Origin of the sequence: Yinghuangia aomiensis, from assembly GCF_039542225.1 — a bacterium.
Taxonomy (GTDB): Bacteria; Actinomycetota; Actinomycetes; order Streptomycetales; family Streptomycetaceae; genus Yinghuangia; species Yinghuangia aomiensis.
In genome coordinates this window covers 24,381-45,202 of record NZ_BAABHS010000039.1, presented here as the reverse complement: position 1 = coordinate 45,202, position 20,822 = coordinate 24,381, and the positions used below count along the sequence as shown (strand labels likewise).

General features: G+C 73.5%; 17 protein-coding genes. 7 read left to right on the top strand and 10 right to left on the bottom strand.

What is annotated here, in order from left to right:
- Positions 1-125 precede the first annotated feature (125 nt).
- Complete coding sequence (locus ABEA93_RS35405; protein WP_345680033.1) at positions 126-533, top strand: hypothetical protein; 408 nt, start codon at positions 126-128, stop codon at positions 531-533.
- A 38-nt stretch (positions 534-571) separates the two neighbouring features.
- Here the strand turns inward: ABEA93_RS35405 and ABEA93_RS35400 are convergent, their stop codons facing one another.
- Complete coding sequence (locus tag ABEA93_RS35400) at positions 572-853, bottom strand: MrpF/PhaF family protein (protein WP_345680032.1); 282 nt, start codon at positions 851-853, stop codon at positions 572-574.
- Between the two features lie 552 nt (positions 854-1,405).
- Positions 1,406-2,323: an IclR family transcriptional regulator gene (locus ABEA93_RS35395; protein WP_345680031.1), complete on the bottom strand. Its 918-nt coding sequence runs from the start codon at positions 2,321-2,323 to the stop codon at positions 1,406-1,408.
- Positions 2,324-2,562: 239 nt separating this feature from the next.
- On the opposite strand from ABEA93_RS35395, the gene ABEA93_RS35390 reads away from it, so the two are divergent.
- Positions 2,563-3,204, top strand: a complete 642-nt coding sequence (locus ABEA93_RS35390; RefSeq protein WP_425585220.1) for a DUF4396 domain-containing protein — start codon at positions 2,563-2,565, stop codon at positions 3,202-3,204.
- Between the two features lie 98 nt (positions 3,205-3,302).
- Here the strand turns inward: ABEA93_RS35390 and ABEA93_RS35385 are convergent, their stop codons facing one another.
- The 5 genes from ABEA93_RS35385 to ABEA93_RS35365 form a co-directional block, all read right to left on the bottom strand.
- Positions 3,303-5,645 (bottom strand): CaiB/BaiF CoA-transferase family protein, encoded by a 2,343-nt coding sequence (locus ABEA93_RS35385; RefSeq protein WP_345680030.1) that lies wholly within the window; start codon positions 5,643-5,645, stop codon positions 3,303-3,305.
- A gap of 5 nt (positions 5,646-5,650) precedes the next feature.
- On the bottom strand, positions 5,651-6,088 hold the full coding sequence (locus ABEA93_RS35380) for a Zn-ribbon domain-containing OB-fold protein (RefSeq protein ID WP_345680029.1): 438 nt from the start codon (positions 6,086-6,088) through the stop codon (positions 5,651-5,653).
- Positions 6,089-6,090: 2 nt separating this feature from the next.
- The gene (locus ABEA93_RS35375) at positions 6,091-7,266 is read right to left on the bottom strand and encodes a thiolase family protein (protein WP_345680028.1); all 1,176 of its coding nucleotides are present in this window, start codon (positions 7,264-7,266) and stop codon (positions 6,091-6,093) included.
- A 186-nt stretch (positions 7,267-7,452) separates the two neighbouring features.
- Positions 7,453-9,063 carry an ABC transporter substrate-binding protein gene (locus ABEA93_RS35370; protein WP_345680027.1) on the bottom strand — a complete coding sequence of 537 codons (1,611 nt, stop codon included), beginning with the start codon at positions 9,061-9,063 and terminating at the stop codon, positions 7,453-7,455.
- Positions 9,060-9,188 carry a hypothetical protein gene (locus tag ABEA93_RS35365; protein WP_345680026.1) on the bottom strand — a complete coding sequence of 43 codons (129 nt, stop codon included), beginning with the start codon at positions 9,186-9,188 and terminating at the stop codon, positions 9,060-9,062. The genes ABEA93_RS35370 and ABEA93_RS35365 overlap by 4 nt, the downstream gene beginning before the upstream one ends.
- 114 nt (positions 9,189-9,302) lie before the next feature.
- Between ABEA93_RS35365 and ABEA93_RS35360 the strand changes: the two genes are divergently transcribed.
- The gene (locus tag ABEA93_RS35360; protein ID WP_345680025.1) at positions 9,303-10,205 is read left to right on the top strand and encodes an IclR family transcriptional regulator; all 903 of its coding nucleotides are present in this window, start codon (positions 9,303-9,305) and stop codon (positions 10,203-10,205) included.
- Here the strand turns inward: ABEA93_RS35360 and ABEA93_RS35355 are convergent.
- Positions 10,189-10,866, bottom strand: a complete 678-nt coding sequence (locus tag ABEA93_RS35355) for a P-loop nucleotide/nucleoside kinase family protein (protein WP_345680024.1) — start codon at positions 10,864-10,866, stop codon at positions 10,189-10,191. The two genes, ABEA93_RS35360 and ABEA93_RS35355, sit on opposite strands and share 17 nt — an antisense overlap.
- A gap of 439 nt (positions 10,867-11,305) precedes the next feature.
- Here ABEA93_RS35355 and ABEA93_RS35350 point away from each other — a divergent pair, with 439 nt between their 5' ends.
- Positions 11,306-11,914 (top strand): phosphatase PAP2 family protein, encoded by a 609-nt coding sequence (locus ABEA93_RS35350; RefSeq protein WP_345680023.1) that lies wholly within the window; start codon positions 11,306-11,308, stop codon positions 11,912-11,914.
- Between the two features lie 54 nt (positions 11,915-11,968).
- Positions 11,969-13,336 (top strand): sensor histidine kinase, encoded by a 1,368-nt coding sequence (locus ABEA93_RS35345; RefSeq protein WP_345680022.1) that lies wholly within the window; start codon positions 11,969-11,971, stop codon positions 13,334-13,336.
- Between the two features lie 19 nt (positions 13,337-13,355).
- On the opposite strand, the gene ABEA93_RS35340 is transcribed toward ABEA93_RS35345, so the two are convergent.
- Positions 13,356-14,027, bottom strand: a complete 672-nt coding sequence (locus ABEA93_RS35340; RefSeq protein WP_345680021.1) for a response regulator transcription factor — start codon at positions 14,025-14,027, stop codon at positions 13,356-13,358.
- Positions 14,028-14,424: 397 nt separating this feature from the next.
- On the opposite strand from ABEA93_RS35340, the gene ABEA93_RS35335 reads away from it, so the two are divergent.
- Entirely contained in the window at positions 14,425-17,403 is a 2,979-nt protein-coding gene (locus ABEA93_RS35335; protein WP_345680020.1) for an ATP-binding protein, read from the top strand.
- Entirely contained in the window at positions 17,400-20,345 is a 2,946-nt protein-coding gene (locus ABEA93_RS35330) for an AAA family ATPase (protein ID WP_345680019.1), read from the top strand. Before ABEA93_RS35335 ends, ABEA93_RS35330 begins: the two co-directional genes overlap by 4 nt.
- Here the strand turns inward: ABEA93_RS35330 and ABEA93_RS35325 are convergent.
- Positions 20,290-20,748 carry a hypothetical protein gene (locus ABEA93_RS35325; RefSeq protein WP_345680018.1) on the bottom strand — a complete coding sequence of 153 codons (459 nt, stop codon included), beginning with the start codon at positions 20,746-20,748 and terminating at the stop codon, positions 20,290-20,292. The genes ABEA93_RS35330 and ABEA93_RS35325 overlap by 56 nt on opposite strands.
- Between the last annotated feature and the right edge of the window lie 74 nt (positions 20,749-20,822).

Genomic DNA, 20,822 nt, shown 5'->3' with positions numbered 1-20,822 from the left:
GCGCCGACGCGGAGGTGTCGGCGCGTCCATCCGGGGGAACGTCAAGGTACGGCCGATTCACCGCCGGCGCACGCCGGTGCGTGGTCGGCGGACTGCATGCGACGAGGCACGAGGGGGCGCTCGGCATGGATGACGTCCGCCTGACGCCCGCCGAACGGCGGGCGCTCGAAGAGATCGAAGCGGAACTGCGCAAAGACCGGGATCTCGACCGCGCGCTGCGGCGCATGCGCGCCCCCAAACCGGGCCGCCACCTGACGCGCCGCCAACGCCCCGAGCCCCCGGCCGGCGCGGCGGCGGGCGACGATGCCGCCCCGGGAGAGCATCCGGGCGCGACGGCGGTTTCCGGCCACGGCGATGCGGCGCACCGCTGGCTGCTGGGCGTTCTGTTCACCTTCGCGCTGTTCGCCGCGATGCTGAGCCTGGGGACGGTGTATTTCCTGGTCCTGGCTCTGGTCGCGATCACGCTGGCGGCGACGGCGGGCGTGGTGTGGATGTGCGTGACGCTGTACATGCGGGGACCGAATACGGGGTGAGTCGGCCGGTGCCGCGTCGTCGCGTGCCCGACGGCGCGTCAGCGAGCGTGCCGCCGCCGCCCGGCAGGGCCCAGCCCACGCCCGCGTGCCGCCACGAGCACCGTGCCCATCGGCCCGAGAGCGCCGACCACCAGCGCCACGTCGAGCGCGCCGAGCCGGCCCTGCCCGATCGAGAGGAACACCAGGGCGAGGCAGGCGACGATCGAGGCGAGCACGCACGCGGTCATGCGGTTCTGCCGCGGGCCGTAGAAAAAGGCCCACCCGCATGCCGCCATTCCCAAGACGGCGGTGGCGAGCGCGGCGATCGAGGTCGTCGTCATCGCGGGAACCTCCGCATCCGTACCCGGGCCGGTCGCGGCCCGGAATCCGAGTGTTACCCGGATTGACCGCAATGATGCCGCAGCCACCCCCGCGAACCCCGCCCCCACCCCGCGCGACGCACCTCACATCACACGCAGGTGATTCCCGGCGACGAAGGGTGCCGACGACGGGATCACGAGCCGGACCGCACGAGCGTCCGACGGCGCACGGGAACACCCGAGGCCGTGCGGGCCGACACGCTCCACACATGGGAACGCTCCGCGAGCAGCGCAGGTAGGCCGCGCGGTGTCGTCATCAGCGCGTCCGGCGGAATGCGGCCCAAAGCCGCTCCCGTGCGCACGCCGGAGCCGGCACCGCGCCGCCGCCTCGTGCGGCGCGACAGCGGTCACGCCTGAGCCGGCCGGCCGCCGCATCCGGCCGCACCGCGCCGCGACCGCTCGCCGTCGGCCACAGACCGGAGCGCTTCGTACGCCGCTCGCTCGGCCCACGCCGGTCGGATGCCCGTCCTCATGCCCGGGCTTCCGACGAACGCCCTGCCGTCCGGCCCCGCCTCATGCCCCCTTCGGGGCACGTCCGCCGATCGACTGGGTGATCCGCGTGCAGGCCTTCAGCAGGCGCTTGCCGGCGCGGTCGATTTCTCGCGGAGTCAGAGCGCGTTGGGGCTGGATCGACAGGTTCATCTGGGTCGTGCCGTCGTGGTCGAAGACCGGGGCGCTGAGGGAGCTGACCGGGTGGCGGGCGGTGTCGGTGAGGTCGCCGGGCAGGTACTCGGCCTGGTGGAGTTCGGCCAGCAGGGTCATGACCATCGGCTGGAGGCCCTCGGCCAACGGGTCGTCGCTGAGTTCGGCGAGGGCGTGGCGGAGGCGGACGCCGGCCGGGGTCAGGCGTTCGACGCTGTAGCCGCGCTCGCGGATCGCCGCCAGTGAGGCCAGCAACGGGTCGTGCGGTGCCGGGCGTTCGGTGCGCGAGGCCCATTCCTCGGCGACCGCGTCGCCGGCCCACGCCACGAAGACGCCGCCGAACGGCGGGGCGAGCGGGATCCGGCGGCCGATGCGGACCGCACCGGTGTCCGCGCCGCCCGCATACGCCACGATCACCAAGTAACCCTCGCTGCGGATCGCCGCGGTCGTCTCGTAGCCGAGGTCCTCGGCCAGCGCCGCGGCCTCCGCCTGGGCCAGCCGCACCGCCGGGTAGGCGAGTTCGGCCGAGCGCCCGGCGGCCACCAGCGCGGGCCCCAGCGTGAACGTCTTGTCCGACGGGTTGCGGATCAGGTAGTCCGCGCCGGCCAGGCTCGCGGTCACCGCGTGGCACGTCGCCTTGCTCATGCCGAGCGCCCGCGCGATGTCGCTGAGGCTGAACGCGTGGTCCGGGCGGCTCGCGAGCAGTTCCAGGACCCCCACGACGCGGTCGGTGGGCGGGGACGGGCTCGCCGCCGCGGTATCCGTTCCGGTGCCTTCGACCTCCGCCATCGTCCCTCTCCGCCTCGGCGCCGCCCCCGGCCGGTCCGGCGCCGTCCGCAGGGCGCGGACACGCTACCAAGACCGCGGTCCCCATAGCGCGGCCATGGCCCCGGCACCAGCCGGAACACGCGTACCAACAAACCCCCTGGGGGTACTTGACCGCCATCCCTGAAGCCCAGTAGCTTCAGGGGCGACGGAGATACCCCAGGGGGGTATTGGGCAGACTGTCGGACCAGGGGTGGGAAACGATGAGCGGCAACACGACGCAGCGGCACGACGAGCACCGGAACCACGGCGGCCACGAAGGACATGACAGGCACGAAGGCCACGAGGCGCACACGGCACACGAAGGACACGAAGGACACCAAGGGCGCGAGGGGCACGAGGGGCACTCCACCCACGAAGCCCACGGCGGCCACGACGCCCATGCGGGACACCACGCCCACGCCCACGGCCCCGTTTCCTGGCGCATGGCCGCGCTGGCCACCCTGCACTGCCTCACCGGGTGCGCCATCGGCGAGATTCTCGGGCTGGCGATCGGGACCGCGTTCGGGTGGGGCAACGGCGCGACGATCGTCATAGCCGTCGTCCTGGCGTTCGTGTTCGGCTACGGCCTGACCATGTTCGGCCTCCGCAAGGCCGGCCTGTCCTTCACCACGCTGGTCAAGACCGCGCTCGCCGCCGACACCGTGTCGATCGTCGTCATGGAGATCATCGACAACGGCTTCATGATGTTCTACCCCGGCGCGATGGATGCCGGACTCGGCGACCTGCTCTTCTGGGGCGCGCTCGTGGCCGCCCTGGCGCTGGCGTTCGTGGTGACGACCCCGGTCAACAAGTGGCTCATCGCGCAGGGCAAGGGCCACGCCGCCGTGCACGGCATGCACTGACCCGCACTCACCCCGCGCCACGCCCCCCGAGCCACGCCGGACGGCGGCACCCATCCCCTCGGTGCCGCCGTCCGGCGTTCGCCGCAAAAGCGGTGCGGCTACCCCGGCACCGTCCCGGTCACGCCCTTATCCGCCAGCTCCGCCAATTCCTCATCGGACAATCCGAGTTCCCCGCCCAGCACCGCGGCGTTGTGCTCGCCCAGCGTCGGCGCCGCCGTGTCGATCCACGGCTCGGTGACCGAGGCCAGCCGGAACGGCAGTCCGGGGACGCGGTGTTCGCCCGCGACGGGATGGACGACCCGGTTGAGGAAGCCGCGGTGCTCGAGCTGCGGGTCCGATTCGATCGCGGCCGGCGGCACCACCACGGCCGCCGGAATGCCCGCCTGCCGCAACTGGTCCGCCACGTCGCCCGCGACGCGCGACGCGCACCAGGCGCCGACCGCCTCGTCGATCGCGTCGTGTGCCGCGCGCCGTTCCGCGAGGTCCTCGTCACCCCGCCACGGCAACGACGCGTCGAGGAGTTCGACCAGCGCCGCCCAGTGCGCGGTGGATTCCACCGCCACCGCAACCCACGCGTCGTCGCCCGCGCACCGGTAGACGCCCTGCGGCGCCGCGCCCAGGCCGCGGTTGCCGTCCCGGCGCATCTCGCGCCCGTCCGCCGTCCAGGCGATGAGCGATTCGGCGGCGACGTTCAGCGTGGCTTCCACCATCGTGGACTCGATCATCGTGCCGGCGCCGGTGCGGTCGCGTTCCGCCAGCGCCGCGAGCAGCGCGAAGACCGCGTGCGTGCCGGCGTTGGGGTCGCACGGGCCGCGCGGGATGAGCGGCGGGCCGTCGGCACGTCCGGTCATCCAGGCCATCCCGGACACCTGTTCCATCGTCTGCGCGAAGCCCGTGCGGTCCCGCCACGGGCCGTCGAGGCCGAACGCGGGCATGCGCAGCAGGATCAGCCTCGGGTTGCGGGCGTGCAGGGTGGTCCAGGTCAGGCCGAGGTTGTCCATGACGCGCGGGGAGAAGTTCTCGATGACGACGTCGGCGGTCTCGGCGAGGCGCAGCACGAGGTCGTGGCCTTCGGGCGTGCCGAGGTCGAGGGTGATGCCGCGTTTCCCCGGGTTGGCGCCGAAGTAGACCATGCCCCATTCCCACCACCGGTCGTCGCCGGCGCGGCGGGCGGAGGCGAAGCGCATGCCGTCGGGGCGGCGGTGCGATTCGACCTTGACGACGTCGGCGCCGAGCGCGGCCAGGGTGAGTGTGGCGCTGGGTCCGGCCCAGAAGGCGGTGAGGTCGAGGACCCGGAGTCCGGCGAGGGGGCGCGACGAAGGGTCGGCCGTACCCGCCGGGGCACGCGTACCGGCGGCCACGTCCCCCTCCCCTACGTCCGGTGCGGGGGCGAAGGCTTCCCCGCGGAACTCCCCGATGCGGTACGGCACTCGCGGCTGCGCGAATCCGCCGCGCGGGTTGGCCACGAACACGCCGCGTTCGACGAAGTGGTCGACCGAGGTGAGCGTCGTCGGTGTCCCCACGTCCGCGACCGGGATGCGCAGGGCTCCGGCGAAGGCGACGATGTCGGCGGTGCGCTGCTTGGTCGTCCAGGTCCGCACGATGTCGAGGAACTCGTCGCGGTGCCGGGCGCGTTCGCCCATGGTGGCGAAGCGGGGGTCGTCGATGAGGTCGGGGCGTTCGATCATCAGGAGGAAGTCCTGGAGCTGCTGCCCGGTGCCGAGGCAGAACCCGACCCAGCCGTCGGCGGTGGGTTCGATCGACGGGATTTCCACGGTGCGGCCGCTGGTGAGCGGGTTTCCGGCGGCGCGGAACAGGGAGGCGGCGACGGAGCCGTAGGTCTGCATGGTCGACGCCATGCTCTCCAGCATGGACACGTCGGCGTGGTCGCCGTGTCCGGTGCGGCGGGCGCGGAGCAGTGCGGCCAGGGCGGCGACGGAGGCGTAGCCGCCGCTGACCCATTCGCCGATGTGCCCGCCGGCCTGCAGCGGGGATTCGGTGGCGAGGCCGCGGCCGCCGGTGGAGCCGCATTCGGCTTGCAGGGTGAATTCGGTGGCGGGGCGTCCGGCGTGCGGGCCGGTGCGGCCGTACGGGGTGATCGAGACGACGACCAAGGCGGGGTGCGCGGCGCGGAGTCCGGCGATCTCGTCGTCGGTCAGGCGGCCGTCCTCGACGAGGATGTCGGCGGTTTCCGCGATGCCGCGCAGGGTTTCGGCGGCGAGGACGCGGGAGGCTTTGCCGGCCGCGAGGTAGCGGAAGAGCGCGGAGTCGGTGCCGGGTGCGGCGTCGCCGTCGCGTCCGCGGCGCAGCGGGTCGCCGCCGGCGGGTTCGAGTTTGACCACGGTCGCGCCCGCGTCGCGGAGCAGCTTGGTGCAGTAGCCGCCGGGGACGCCGCAGGAGGCCTCGACCACGGTGACACCGGCAAGGGGGACGGGTGCCATCGTGCTCACTTCCCTTCGGCGATTTCGGCGGTGGGGAACTCCGGGCGGAAGTACGGCAGGACGCGTTCGCCGCCGACGCCGTGGTGGTCGACGCGGACCCGGAGTCCTTCGCGGACGGCGGCGGCGTCGATGCCGATGAGGTTGGTGAGCATGCGGTAGCCGTCGTCGAGGTCGACGATGGCGACGGCGTACGGCGCGGTGAAGGCCGGGGTGACGGGGCGGTGCACGACGGTCCAGCTGTAGACGGTGCCGAGTCCGCTGCTGACCCGCCATTCGAGGGCGCGGGATGTGCAGCCCCGGCACAGGTCGGTGGGGGTGAAGTTGGCGGTGCCGCACTCCGTACACCGCTGATAGCGCAGCTCGCCCCCGGCGCAGCCGTCCCAGAAAGGTGCGGTGAGGGGGGTGACCGGGTTCAGGGGTATGCCTGTCTGGGGCTGGAGCACGGTCAGGGCCTTTCCTTTCCGAAGAGGGCGACCTGGTTGAACAGCGCGCCGGATCCGCCCGCGCTGGCCAGGGCGATCTCCGCTCCGGGGATCTGCGTCGAGACGCAGGTGCCGCGGACTTGCTGGACCGCGCGGATGGCCCGCTGGAGCATCTGCGGATTGGAGCCGGCGTGGCTGTACGACATGAGTCCGCCGTCGGTGGTGACGGGGTACTTGCCGTCGGGTGCGAGGTGGCCTTCGGCGGCGAACGGGCCGCCTTCGCCGGGTTCGCAGAAGCCGAATGCCTCCAGTTGGCGGATGACTTCGAAGGAGAAGGGGTCGTACAGCTCCAGCACGTCGACGTCGGTGCGGCCGATGCCGGCGGTGCGGAACGCGCGGTCGGCGGCGCGGCGGCCGACGGTGACGACACCGGTGTCGTCGGGGCGGCGGCCGGTGAGGTCGTAGCCGGGCGGGTGCTGGTAGGCGGGACCGTAGGAGTCGGCGGCCATGCCGAGCAGCCACACCGGGGTGGCGGCGAGGTCGGGGACGCGGTCGGCGGTGGTGAGGACGAGCGCGCAGCCGCCTTCCGACGTCGTGGCGCAGTCGAGCAGGTGGAACGGCTCGGCGATGGGCCGCGAGGCGCGGATGTCGGCCGGGGTGAAAGGCCCGCGGCCGTAGTAGACGGCTTCCGGGTTGACGTGCCCGTTGTTGCGGATCGTGGCCGCGACGGTGGCGAGCTGGTCTTCCGTGGTGCCGTATTCGATCATGTGCCGGCGGGCGATGAGCGCGAATTCCGCGGTGGTGAACAGGCCCCAGGGGATCACGAATTCGTTTTCGGGGCGGGTCCAGGGCGCGGTGGCGGCGTGGTCGGTGTAGATGCCGGCCTCGCCGGAGGCCACGACCGCGACGTCGCACATGCCGGCGGCGACCGCGGACGCCGCTTCGGCGATCATGCCGAGCCCGTACTGGGCGCCGCGCCAGGCGGGGCCGAGGCGCAGGTCGTAGATGAGCCGGGCGGACAGGTCGGCGGCGCTGATCCCGTCGACGTCGTCGAGGGTGAGCCCCGCGTCGGCGAGCGCGCCGTGGATGGCTTCGACGGTGATGGATGCCGACGTGTGGCCTTCCAACCGTCTCGCCTGGACGGTGTTGTGCACGCCCGCGATCACCACATCGCGGTACGGATGCCCCGAGACCGCCATACCCGCGCCTCCTCTCGCCCGCCCCGTTGCGTGAGCGCGATCACCCCGCATGACCGCCCCATTGGATGCGTGACGTGTTGCAGAGTCAAGGGGAACCGGTGTGGCGGAAGGCCGCACCCCGCCCGCGAGGCCGCGCGTTTGCGCAGGTCACGGACGGGGCAGGGAGGCCGGTCGAAGTGCGGTCGGTCAGCGTCGGCCGATGCGGTCCATGAGGACGGCGCCGTCGTTGTAGAGCGCGACGCCGGTGATGCCGCCTCCCGCGAGCACCGCGGTACTCGGGGTGAGCGTCACGAAGAACGGCAGGTCGGTGTCGAGGGCCTGCTGTACGGACGCGAACGCGGCGGTGCGCGCGGCCGGGTCGGTGGTGGCGCGGGCGGCGGCGAACGCCTGGTCGACGGCCGGGTTGGCGTAGCCGAGCCAGTTCTGCTTGCTCGCCGAGGTGAGGAGCTGGGCGAGGGCCGGTTCCGGGTCGTCGATCCACTGCTGGGTCAGCGTCGCCTGATAGTCCCGCTGGATCTGCTGCCGGGGCACGAACTGGGCGGCGGCCACGGCGTCGACGCGCATGTGCACGTTGCGGAACGTGCCGAGGCGGCTCTGCAGGTACTCGGCGACCTTCGCGGTGGTCGGGTTCTGCGTGACGAGCAGCCCGAAGTCCAGCGGCTTGCCCGCGGCGGCGAGTTCGTCGAACAGCCGCTGCGCCTCGGCCTTGTCGGTGCCCGGCTGCGGGGCGAGCCGGGCGCCGCCGAGGCGGGCGCTGCTGAGGACGCCGTGCGCGACGGTGGCTTTGCCGTCGTAGATCAGCTTGTTGAGTTCGGCGGGGTCGATCGCGAGGGACACCGCGCGGCGCGCCCGCGGGTCGTCGAACGGCGGCTTGGCGTTGTTGAACGCCAGCATCTGCCCGCCGTGCAGGTCGAGCGACGTCACCGCCAGGCCGTGGTCCTTGGCCTGCGCGATGATGCCCGGGTCGACGGACACGGTCAGGTCGGCCTGCCCGCCCGCGACGGCGTTCATGCCCTGCAGCAGGTCGGGTGTCGTCTTGAAGACGACCTGGTCGAGGTACGGCTTGTCCGGCCCCTGCCAGTACTTCGGGTTCCGCTTGAGCGTCTGGTGGTCGCCGCGCACCCATTCGGTGAGCATGAACGGCCCCGCACCGACGGGCTTCGCCGCGAACCCGGCCGGATCGGCGCGCAGCGCGGTCGGGGACGCGATGTAGGTGAGGGCGGACGCGGCGACGTGGTCGAAGGTGGCGTTCGGCGTCGGCGGCACGATCTTCAGCGTCAGGGGGTCGGCGACGGTCAGCGCGAGCCCGGTGGCGGCCGCGGCCTGGAGCGAGCGCACGGCCGGGTCGGCGTGCCGTTCCCACGTGTACTTGACCGCTTCGGCGTCGAAGGGTGTGCCGTCGCTGAAGGTCACGTTCGGACGCAGCTTGAGGATCCAGGTCGCGCCGTTGTCCGCGCTGGTCAGGGACTCGGCGAGGTGCGGGCGGACGGCGCCGGTGGCGGCATCCGTGAGGAGCAGCGGGTCGTAGATCGCGGCGAGCCGGGACGCGTCGGCGACGTTCACCGGCGCGGCGCTGAACGGGTCGAGGGCACGCGAGTCGACGGGCAGCAGGAAGGTGAGCGAACCGCCGCGGGCGGGCGTGCCGGACGCGCCGTCGGCGGGCGGGTGCTTGGCGGATTTGCCGCCGCCGCACGCGGTGGCCGCGAGCAGCACGGCGGCGACGGCCGTGGCGCAGCGCCGCAGGGCGCGCGCCCGGGTCGGCCGGGCGTTCGGCCGGCCTTGCGCCCGGGCCCTCATCGCAGCGCCTCGGCGACGGGCACGACGCGGCGGACCGGGCGCGGGTGGGCGTCGGCGATGAGCAGGTCACCCGCGCTGCGTATGTCGTCGCAGAAGCGGGCCCAGATGGCGCGTTCGTCGGTCATGACGCTCCTGGGTGTTCATATTTGGACACTCAATGAGTAATATGTGAATGACGTCGTGAAGCTAGGAGCGCCCTGCCGCGATGTCAATGGCCGTATCCGAAGGGGGACCCCGCCGTGGAACGCCCGTCGCCGCCCACCCGCCGCGTCGCGGAACTGCTCGACGCGCTCACCGATGCGGGCGACCGGCCTTTGTCCCTGGCCGAGTTGGTGCGGCGCACGGGTATCGCGCGGGCCACCTGCCTGGGCATCGTCAACGAGCTGACGGCGTCCGGATATCTGGTGCGGAACGCGGCGGACCGGACCTACTGCCTCGGCCCCGCGCTCATCGCGGCCGGCCGCGCCGCCGAACGCACGTTCCCCGCGCTCGCCGGGCTGCGCCCGCACCTCGCGGAACTCGCCCGCGAGTTCGACGCGGTGTGCACGGTGATGGCGACGGTGGACGAGCAGTACATCGCGGTCCTCGCCGCCGTCGACCCGGTGCGCCGCTTCGACCCGGCCGTCCGCGACGGCCAGCGCTGGGACTACGCGCCGCCCGCCGGAATCGTGCACGCCGCCTGGGACACCGACGACGCCGTGGAACGCTGGCTCGCCCGGCCAGGCCTCCCCGGCATCGGCTTCGACCCCGCCCAACTGCGCGCCGCCGTCGCCGTGTGCCGGGCCCGCGGCTACTTCATCGAACGCCTCACCCGCGTCTACACCCTGCTCGACGGCCTCAGCGGCGAGGAGATGTCGCCGCGCGCCCGCGGTGTCGTCGAGAGCGTCGCCGCCACGATGGGCGAACGCGACTTCCTCGTCGAGGGACTGCGGGACGGCGAGACCTACGACATCGGCGTCGTCTCGGTGCCCGTCTACGGCCCGGACGGCCGCCCGCGCCTGGAAATCAGCCTGCGGCTCATGCGGACCGGCATGACCCCCGCCGCGATCGCGGCCTGCGCCGACCGGCTGCGTGGCGTCGCCGCCCAGGCCACCGCCGCGACCGGCGGCCGCGACCCGTGGTCCGCTACCCGTCCGCGGTGAACCGGATCTCGCGCAGCGCCCCGGCCGCGGGACGGTCGATCACCACGGCCGACCGCCAGCCCGCGGGCGGCGCGTCGGAAGCCGACAGACCGTCCAACGCCCGCGCGGCGACCGCCCGGTGCCGGGCGAACTCGCGCGCGGACACCGCCCGGCCGCGGGCCTGCTGCCCGGCCCGCGCGGTCGCCGGATCCACGTCGAGGATCAGCAAGTGCACGGCCCTCCCCTGCCGGTGCGCGGCCCGAGTCAGCCAGCCGCGCACGAACGGCACCGTCCCGCAGTCGTGCACGACCACCGGCCCGCCGCGGCGCAGGGCGGCGCCGAGCCGCCAGTAGTGGGTGAGCCGCACGAACGGCCTGAACAATCGATACGGCACGCTCTCCGGCAGCCGTGCCTGGTACGACTCCCGCACGTGCTGCGAATCGATCAACCGCGCATGCGCCGCACACCGGGCCATGAGCGTGCTCTTGCCGGCCCCGGGCAACCCGGACACGACGAGCAGGTCGGCGGGACCGTAGTGGAGGGCGTCGGGCCGAGGGCCACGACGCAGGTCGTGCAGACCCCCGGGCCGGAGCGCGGGCGCGAAGGCGGGTTGATCGGCCGGGGCCACGACGGGTAGGGCCGCGGGCGCCGACTGCCTTGGCACAGCGTCGTCTTCGGGCATGGCGCGTACGCCGGCCGCCCCCGCGCCGGTTCTCGGAGCCGCCGCCCCCACCCCCTCGTCCGTCGTCGCCACCGCCCGGTCCGGCGCGGCGCCCCCGTGCGTCCCGTCGAAATCATCTCCAGCCCGGCCGGACCGCACACGGGCGGGTGCGGTGTCCAACGACGCCTCTGCGGAAAACGGACGCCCATGGGGCGGGTGCGGTTTCCGGGTGCCCGGGGTGCTCTCGTGGGACCGCAAGGCGGACGGACCGCGGCGGCGCCAGACGTCCACCGGGCCGTCTCGGCCCGGTCGCCCTGCCCGCACACCGGCCTCCTCCGCTCTCTCAGCAAATCCTCAGCACCCCTCCGCCACGCTTCCTACGAGCCGGGCCCGCGTCCTCCGACCGCGTGCCCCGGCGGACGGCCGTCGCCGGGAGGCGACCCGAATCGTTGGAGGGGTCGTGACCGATCTCGCTTTCTCCGGTGCCGACGTGGACGGCGGTCTCTACACCCGCGTCACCGACCTCGCCGCGCACGCCCCCGGGTTCGTCGACAGACTCGTCGCCGACTGGACCGACTACGGCCTCGCCGTCTTCGCCGTCCTCATGCTCGGCGCCTGGTGGTACGCCCGCGGCCAGAGCACCGGCCGCATGGCGCAAGCCCTCCTCGCCCCCGTCGTCGTCGTGCTCGTCTACGCCGTCAACGACGTGCTCAAGGGCCTGGTCCAGGAGCAGCGCCCCTGCCAGACCCTGCCCGGCTCCTCCACGATCGAGGCCTGCCCGGGCGCCGGAGACTGGTCGTTCCCCAGCAACCACTCCGTCATCGCGGCCGCGGCGGCCACCGCCGTCTTCCTCGTCCACCGCGCGCTCGGTTGGGTGGCCGCCGTCGCCGCGCTGGCGATGGCCGCGTCGCGGGTGTGGGTCGGCGTCCACTACCCGCACGACGTGCTGGTCGCCCTGCTCCTCGGCGTCGCCGTCGCGTGGCCGCTGACCGTCGCCGCCGGGCACGCCGCCCCCGCCGTCGAACGCCTGCGGGCGTCGCGCTGGCGGGTGGCGGTGGCGCGCCGCTAGCCGCGGGCCCGCACTTCCGGCACGGCGGTGATCATGCGTCCTAGGCTGGCCCGCATGCGGGCTTGGGTGCGGCAGCGGGCCGGGGCGCGGGTGCGGGCCGCCTTGGCCGCCGCCCTCGTGGTCGCCGTCGTGCTCGGCGTCGGCGCGGTCGGGTTCGTGTTCCTCTACCACCGCCAGCTCGTCCGCACCGTCGACGGCGCCGCCACCCAGCGCGCGCAGGCGGTCGCCCGGGAGATCGACAAGACGGGCGTGCCCACCGGCGTCCTGCCGACCGAGCACGGCGAGCCGATGGCCGTCCAGGTGATCGACCCCGCGGGCGACGTCGTCGCCTGGTCCGCTTCGCTGGCGGGGCTGCCGCCGATCTCGCCGGACCGCCCCGGCGACGGCCGCATCCGGCACGAGGACCGGCACCCGGTCGGCGCCGGCGGCATGGAGTACCGGATCGCCGCCCTCGGCGTCGACACACCGCAGGGCACCTACACGGTCCTCGCCGCGGAATCACTGGACCCGATCGACGACAGCGTCGAGGACGCCGCCGCCCTGCTGGTCATCGGCTACCCCGTGCTCGTCCTGCTGGTCGCCGGTGCCACCTACGTCTTCGTCGGCCGCGCCCTCGCCCCCGTCGAGGCGATCCGCCGCAAGGTCTCCGGCATCACCGCGTCACGGCTCGGCGAACGCGTCCCGGTGCCCGAAGCCCGCGACGAGATCGCCCGCCTCGCCGAGACCATGAACACCATGCTCGACCGGGTGGAAACCCAAGTCGACGCCCAGCACCGGTTCGTCGCGGACGCCGGACACGAACTCCGCAGCCCCCTGGCCACCCTCCGGTCGGGCCTGGAGATCCTCGGCTCCCGGCCGCTCCCCGACCGGGACCGCGACGTGGTCGCCATGCTGCACGCGGAAAGCCTCCGCCTCGGCGGCCTCGTCGACGAACTCCTCCTCCTCGCCCGCGCCGACGAGCACGAACTGCGGCTCGCCGACACCGACGTCGACCTCGACGACCTCGCCGCCGCGGAACGCGACCGGCTCACCGCCCAGCACCCGGAACTCGCCGTCGACGTCGTCCTCACCCCGCTGCGGGTCCGCGGCGACCCCGGCGCCCTCACCCGCGTGCTGCGCAATCTGGCCGACAACGCCGCCGCGCACGCCGCCTCCCGGGTCCGTATCGCCCTGTCCGCCGCGGGCGGCCGCGCGGTCGTCGAGGTCGGCGACGACGGCCCGGGCATCCCGGAAGCCGAACGCGACCGGGTCTTCGACCGGTTCGTCCGCCTCGACGCCAGCCGCGGGCGCACCACCGGCGGGTCCGGCCTCGGCCTGGCGATCGTCCGCGAACTCGTCGCCGCGCACGGCGGCACCGTGCGCGCCGAAGCCGCGCCGTCGGGCGGCGCACTGTTCCGGGTCGAACTCCCGCTCGCGGACTGAGGGAGCCTGCGTCGGACTCTCAGACGTCGGCTACCCGGTACCCCGCCCCACGCACCGTCTCGATCGTCGCGCGGCCGTACGGCTGGTCGATTTTGCGCCGCAAGTAGCCGACGTAGACCTCGACCACGTTCGCGGGGCCGTCGTAGTGTGCGTCCCACACGTTCTCGAGGATCTCGGTCTTCGACACCACGTCGCCCGCATGCCGCATCAGGAACTCCAGCAGCGCGAACTCGCGCGGCGTCAGCGCGATCTCGGTGCTCCCGCGCGCGACCTTGCGGCGCGCCGGATCCAGCGTCAGGTCGCCGACCGCGAGCACCGGGGGCCGCACCGCGCCGCCGCGCCGGATCAGGGCGCGCAGCCGGGCGAGCAGGACCACGAAGGAGAACGGCTTGGTCAGGTAGTCGTCCGCGCCCAGGTCGAGCGCGTCGGCGAGGTCGTACTCGCCGTCCTTGGCGGTCAGCATGAGCACCGGCGTCCACACGCCGGCCTCGCGGAGCTTCGCACAGACCCGGTAGCCGTCCATGCCGGGCAGCATGATGTCCAGCACGACGACGTCGTACGTGCGTTCGGTGGCCGCCCACAGCCCCTCCGGGCCGGTGTGCTCGACGTCGACGTTGAAGCCCGCGTCGACGAGGCCCTGGCGGACCATTTCGGCCAACCGGACTTCGTCCTCGACCAGCAGCACCCGCACCGCGCTCTCTCTTCCGCCGTGGTTCCTCGTACTGTCACACCGCGAGCGGCTGTGCCGCACCGCGTTCCCCCAGGATGCTCGACCGTGCTCGTTTTCGGTCGCAGGGGGCGCCGAAGCAGGGAAACCCGGTCGCGTGTCCCACGAAGTCGACCGGATCCTTTCGGTCCGTATCGACGATTGCCCGCCGCGTGCCCGTTCCCGGCCGGGGCCGCGACCGGAAGGCGGCGTCCGCACGTGCCCATCCGACCGGTGCGTCGTGCAATCCTCACAATCAATGAGGACTTCTGTGTTAAGGCGGGCACATCGGGTGACCTTCATAGGCCAGGATGGGAACTGCAAACGCGCCCGGCCGGCCGCCATCGACCGGCGCGTGCACCCTCGTGGGGAAGGTGCCGTCATGGCAGAAGCGAACGGAGCACGGGGATCGGGAGCCCCGCGGCCGCCGGAACCACCGGCGGACGGACCACCCGAGTCACGCCCGGAAGGGGCGCTCGTCCGGCACGCCGGGAGTGCGCACCGGCTGGACGTGCGCGGCGTGGCGCCCGTCGACGTGTCCGGCTGGGATGGCTCGGAACCACTCCTGACCCGGCCGCCGTTACTCGAGCGCGAGGGCGAACGCGCTCTCGTGCGCACGCTGGTCGAGGAACTGTGCCGGCACGCCCGGCCCCGGCCGCGCACCCCGTCCCGGGCGGCAGCAGCCGCCGCTGCCGCCGCCGTGGAGGCGGCCGTGCCGCGGCAGCACCCGGGCGACGACGCACAGTCCGGCGAGCGGTGCGGGCAGCTCCTGATCGTCGAAGGCCTGGCCGGCTACGGCAAAACCGTGCTGCTGAACGAAGTCCGCCGCATATCGGTCGAGAACAACTGCATGGTGCTCTCCGCCATCGGCGCCGAGCGCGAAATGACCCGGTCGTTCTCCGTCGTCCGCCAGTTGTTCTACAACCTGCTGCGCACCTACGCCCCCGAAGCACGCGCCGAACTCCTCGGCGGCTGGTTCGACATCATCGCCCCCGCGATCGGCCTCACCCCCGCGGGCGACGGCCAGAACCCGAACCCGCTCGGCGTCCGCGACTCGCTCGACTACCTCATGGGGGGCCTCACCCAGGAGCGCGGCCCGATCGTCCTCATCATCGACGACGTGCAGTGGGCGGACTTGCAATCGCTCGGCTGGCTGGTCGAATTCGCCCGCAACAACCTCGCCGACCTCCCGGTGCTCGTCGTGGTCGCCCGCCGGACCGAGGAGCAGACCGACGCCGACGAACTGCTCAGCGACCTGGGCGCGGTGGAAGATGTCCTGCGTCTGACCGTCGGCACGCTGTCGCCGGACGCGGTCGGCCAGATCGTCGAGCAGGCGCTCGGCCGTGCCGACCCGCAGTTCAAGGCGCGCTGCCACGAAGTCACCGCGGGCAGCCCGTACGTGCTGTGGGCGATGCTCGGCGAGGTCAAACGCCGCGGACTCGCGCCGACGACCGCCAACATGGCGCCGCTGTCCAACATCGCGGCCGGGCAGATCGGCCCCAAGCTCGCGCGCCGCCTGGAGAGCATGGGCGACTCGACGATGCCGGTGGCCCGCGCGATCGCCGTGCTCGGCACCGACGCCACGATCGCCCGGGTCAGCCAACTGGCCGACGTCGACGGCGACAAGGTCAGCCTGATCGCCGACCGGCTGCGGCACCGCGCCATCCTCGCCGACCAGGACACCCTGGCCTTCGTGCACCCGCTGGTCGCCAAGGCCGTCTACGACTGGATCGACCACGGCGCACGCGGCACGCTGCACGCCCGCGCCGCGCGGCTCCTCATCCAGGACGGCCTCGACGCCCGGTTCGCCGCCCTGCACCTGCTCATGACGGAACGCTGCGGCGACCCGTGGGTCGTCGACCAACTGCGCAACGCCGCCGAGCAGGAGAAACGCGCCGGTGCCCCGGACGCGGCCGTGCGCTGCCTCAAGCGCGCCCTCGCCGAACCCCCGCCGGCCGAACACCGCGCGGCGGTGCGCTTCGAACTGGGCCGGGCCGCGTTCGTGAAGGGCGACCTGCCGGACTCGATAGGGCACCTGCGCGGCGCCCTCGCCGACGACGCGGGCGACCGGGTGCTCCGCGAGCAGATCGTGCTGCTGCTGTCCCGCGCGCTCGGCTACACCGACCAGATCCAAGAGGCCGTCGAACTCCTCGACAGCGAGGCCTCCGCCGCGCACGCGTCCAGCACCAAACTGCGGCTGCAGGCCGAGCACTTCCTGTGGGCGGTTTTCTGGACCGGCGACCCCGACTACTCCAAGCGCGCCCGCCGCCTGCGCAACCTGGTCGTGCGCATGAACGGCGCCAACCGGACCGAACGCAGCCTGCTGGCCCTGCGCGCCTGGTACGGAGTGGTGCGCGGCGACCCGATGGTGCAGGTGCTGGCCAGCGCCGACCAGGCCTACGGGCCCGGCCTCACCTGGACCGACGAGGACTGGGGCTTCGAAATCCCGAGCCTCCTCGCGCTGGTCTACATGTACTGCGACCGCAACGACCGCGCCGAACAGCTCTTCAGCGACGGCATAGACGAGCTGCGCGCGCACGGCTGGCAGGGCCACCACATGGCCTACGCCTATTCGATGCGCGGCTTCGTCCGCTACCGCCAAGGCAAGCTCCAGCTCGCCGAGCAGGACTGCCGGCACGGCCTGCGCCTCGCCCTCCGCCTGGGCCCGGACGCGCCCGCACGCTGGTACTCGCTCGGTCCGCTCATCGAAGTCCTCATCGCGCAAGGCCGCGCCCGCGAAGCCCAGATACTCGCCGAGCAGTTCGCCTTCCGCGAGCCGTTCCCGAGCGCGGTCGTGTTCCCCGACCCGCAGGCCGTGCACGGCGAACTCCGCCTTGCGCTCGGCCGCGAGCACGACGCCGCCGCGGACTTCACCGAAGCCGGGTACAAGCTCGAGAGGCGCGGCGTGGACAACCCGGCGTGGTGCGCCTGGCGTGTCAATCTGGCCAAGGCGCTGACCAGCACCGACCCGGAGAAGGCGTACGAGCACGCGTGCGAGGCGCTGCGCCGCGCGTACCGGTTCGGCGCGCCGTCGGCGATGGGCCAGGCGCTGCGGGTCGCCGGACGGCTGGAAGGCGGTCCGAACGGGCTGGCGAAGATCGAGGATGCCGCGATGTGGCTCGAACACTCGGATTCCCGCTACGAGTACGCGGTCTCGCTGATCGAGTACGGCATGGCGCTCCGCCGCGAGCTGGGCGACCGGGACGCCGCCGACGCGCTGTTCGAAGGGCTGACCGTGGCCGTGGAATGCGGCGCCGACCGGTTGGCGAACGCGGCCCGGGAGATGCTCGTCGACATGGGCGAACTGGTGCCCGCGTCGCACGCCGGGCTGGAAGGCGGGGGCGCGGAGGGGATGCGGTGACGGCCGCGGCAGCCGCCGCGTACGATCCCGCCGCCGAGCCTCTGCTGGAACGCGTACGCGAACTCTCGGTCGTCCACGGGCTGATCCGCGACCTTCGCGGTGCCGGGGCGGAGGGCGCGGCTTTCGGACCGGGCGGGGCGCACGGCGGTCTTCTGCTGTTCGAGGGGACCGCGGGTATAGGCAAGACGTCGCTGGTGGATGCGACGCGCCGGATGGCGGCCGCATGCGGCTGCCCGGTGCTGTACGCGAAGGGCGGGGAGCGCGAGCAGGGGCGGGCGTTCCATGTGGTGCGGCAGTTGTTCCGCCCGCTGCTGGTCGCGGCGGACGACCGTGAGCGGCACGAACTCCTCGGCGCCTGGTGGGACATGGTCTCCCCCGCGCTGGGTCTGGCGCCGGTGGTCCCGGCAGTGCCCGCGGCCCCGGAGCCGCAGGGCGTGCGGGACGCACTCGATTGGCTGATGGCCGGTCTCGGTCAGCGGCACGGGCCGATGGCGGTGCTGGTCGACGACGCGCACTGGGCCGACCGCGAGTCGCTGGCGTGGCTGGAGTCGTACGCGCGCACGTCGGACGCCGCGCCGGTGCTGATCGTGGTCACCCGGCGGCCCGAGGAGCCGACGCCCAACGCCGATCTGCTCGACGACCTCGCGGGCCTCCCCGCGGCGCGGCGGCTGGACTTGTCGCCGCTGTCGCCGGACGCGGTGGCCGCACTGGTGCGCGACCGGCTGGGGGCGGGCGCGGACGACGAGTTCTGCCGGGCCTGCCACGCGGTGACGGACGGGATCCCCTACGTCGTCGGCCAACTGGTGGGCGAGGTCGCCGACCTCGACCTGCGGCCGACCGCGGCGAACGCCCGCAAGCTGGCCGGGCTGGCCGCGGCCATCGTCGGCCGGGGCATGATCGCCCGGCTGGAACGCGCGGGCATCGAAGCGGTCCGCCTGGCGCGTGCGGTCGCGGTGCTCGGCACGGACGCCACCCTCGGCCGCGCCGCCGCCCTCGCCGGGCTGGACACGGACGCGGCCGTGGCGCCGGCCGACAAGCTGCGCGCCGTCCGGGTGTTCGGGGAGACCGATCACCTCGACTTCGCGCATCCGACGATCGCCACCGAGGTCTACCGGCGGATCCCGCCGCAGGCCCGCGGCGCCCTGCACGCGCGTGCGGCGCGCCTGCTGATCGCGGACGGGCACGAGGAAGCCCAGGCGTCCACACATCTGCGCGCCACCTATCCGTCGGGCGATCCGTGGCTGGTCGCGCGGCTGCGGTCCGCGGCGGGGCAGGACCTGCGGGCGGGCGCGCCGGATGCCGCGTACCGGAACCTGCTGCGGGCACTGAACGAGCCGCCGTTCGGCGAGGAACGCACGGCGGTCCTCTACGAATTGGGGCTGGCCGCGTTCCTGCACGACCCGCGTGCGGCGATCGAACACCTGTATTCGGCGCTCGCCGTCGCCCACCCGGACCAGGAACTGCGGCAGCCGATAGTGATCCGGTTGGCGAAGGCCCTCGCGCACGACGACCGGATGCCCGAAGCGGTGCAGCTGGTGGATGCCGAGGCGCGGGCGACGAAGCTGTCCCGGTCGCGGCTGCGGCTGCAGGCCGAGCATTTCCTGTGGGCGCTGTTCTGGGTGGACGACAACGACGGGCACATGCGGGCCCGCCGGCTGCGGTCGCTCGCGGGGCGGCTGGCGGGCGCGGACACGACGGAGCGGTGCCTGCTGGGGCTGCGGTCGTACTACGGGGTGGTGCGCGGCGATCCCGCGGTGCAGGTGCGGGCGTATGCGGAACGCGCGATGGTGCCGCCACTGAGCTGGGTCGACGAGGACTGGGGCTTCGAGATCCCGATCCTGACCGCGCTCACGTTCATGTACTGCGACCAGCCGGACCGCGCCGAAGCGCTGTTCGTCGACGGGATCGCGGCGTTGGAGGCACGCGGCTGGCGCGGCACCCATCTGGCGTTCGCCCACGCCCTGCTCGGCCACATCCACTACCGGCAGGGGCGGCTCGCGGAGGCCGAGACCGCGGTACGGCTCGGCCTGGAGTACGCGGAACGGCTGGGGCCCGACGCCCCGGCCCGCTGGTACGCCATCGGCACGCTCATCCAGGTCCTCATCGCCCGCGGGCGTCTCGACGAGGCCGAGGAACTCGCCGGGCGCCACCGGTTCGGCGAGCCGTTCCCGCAGGCCGTGGTCTTCCCGGTGCCGCAGACGGTGCGCGGCGAACTGCGGCTCGCCCGGCGGCAGTACGCGGCCGCGGCGGCGGACTTCGCGGAGGCCGGGCAGCGCCTGGACGCGCGCGGCGTCGGCAACCCGGGGTGGTGCCCGTGGCGGCCCAACCTGGCGCTCGCCCTGGCCGCGGACGATCCGAGCGGTGCCCGGCGGGCGGCGAACCGCGCGGTGGGGCAGGCGTACGTATTCGGCGCGCCCGCCACACTCGGCACCACCCTGCGGGTCGCCGGCCAGATCGTCGGCGGCGCGGAGGGCCTGGCCAAGCTCGGCGAGTCGGTGCGCTGGCTGTCGGAGTCGCCGTCCCGCTACGAGTTCGCGCTGTCGCTCGTCGAGTACGGCGCCGCGCTGCGCCGCGCCAAGCACATCGCGGAGGCGCGGATCCGGCTGGCCGAAGGCCTCGACGTGGCCACCCGCTGCGGCGCCGACGCGCTGGCCGCCCGGGCCCGCGCCGAACTCGTCGCGGCGGGCGGACGGCCGCGGCGCGCGTACCGGACCGGCGTCGAAGCCCTGACGGCGCGCGAACGCCAGACCGCGGAACTCGTCGTCCGCGGCCTGTCGAACACCGCGATCGCCGGGGAACTCGCGGTCCGGCTCGGCACCGTGCAGAAGCACCTGACGGCGATCTACGCCAAGCTCGGCACCGACCGGGACGGGCTCGCCGCGTACTTCAGGGAGTCCGGGGCTCCGGGTCCTGGCGCAGGAGAACCGCCCGCGTATACATGACCGGGCAGTACGTGATCACCGAGTCGCGCAGCCGCAGGACGAGGGCGCCGGCCGCGTTGTGCACGGTGAGTCGGCTGTGGCCGTAGCCCTCGACGGTGACGACGCCGGTGCCGCGGGCGAAGTCCAGACGGCCGTAGGCGTAGCCGAGGAGGACGTGGGAGCGGCGGTAGCGGAACCGGGTGACGTCCGACGGGTCGTCGTCGGGCTTCGCGTCGATCATGTAGGTGGTGTGCGAGCCGCGGAACCGGCCGTCGGAGGCGAGTTGCACGTCGAGGAAGAAGTCGCGCAGGTCGAACCCGTCGTGGCCGGCGAGCCCGGGCACCACCGATTCCTCGGAGGCCCACCGGGCGCCCGCTCCGCGGGGCAGGGCGCCGAGCCGCGGCGGGGTGCGGGAGGTGAGCATCGGGGGACGCTCCTTCGTCTGGTCGATCGGCCGGTCGGGCGGGGGACTCGTGCGTGCCGGTGGCCTCGCGGGGC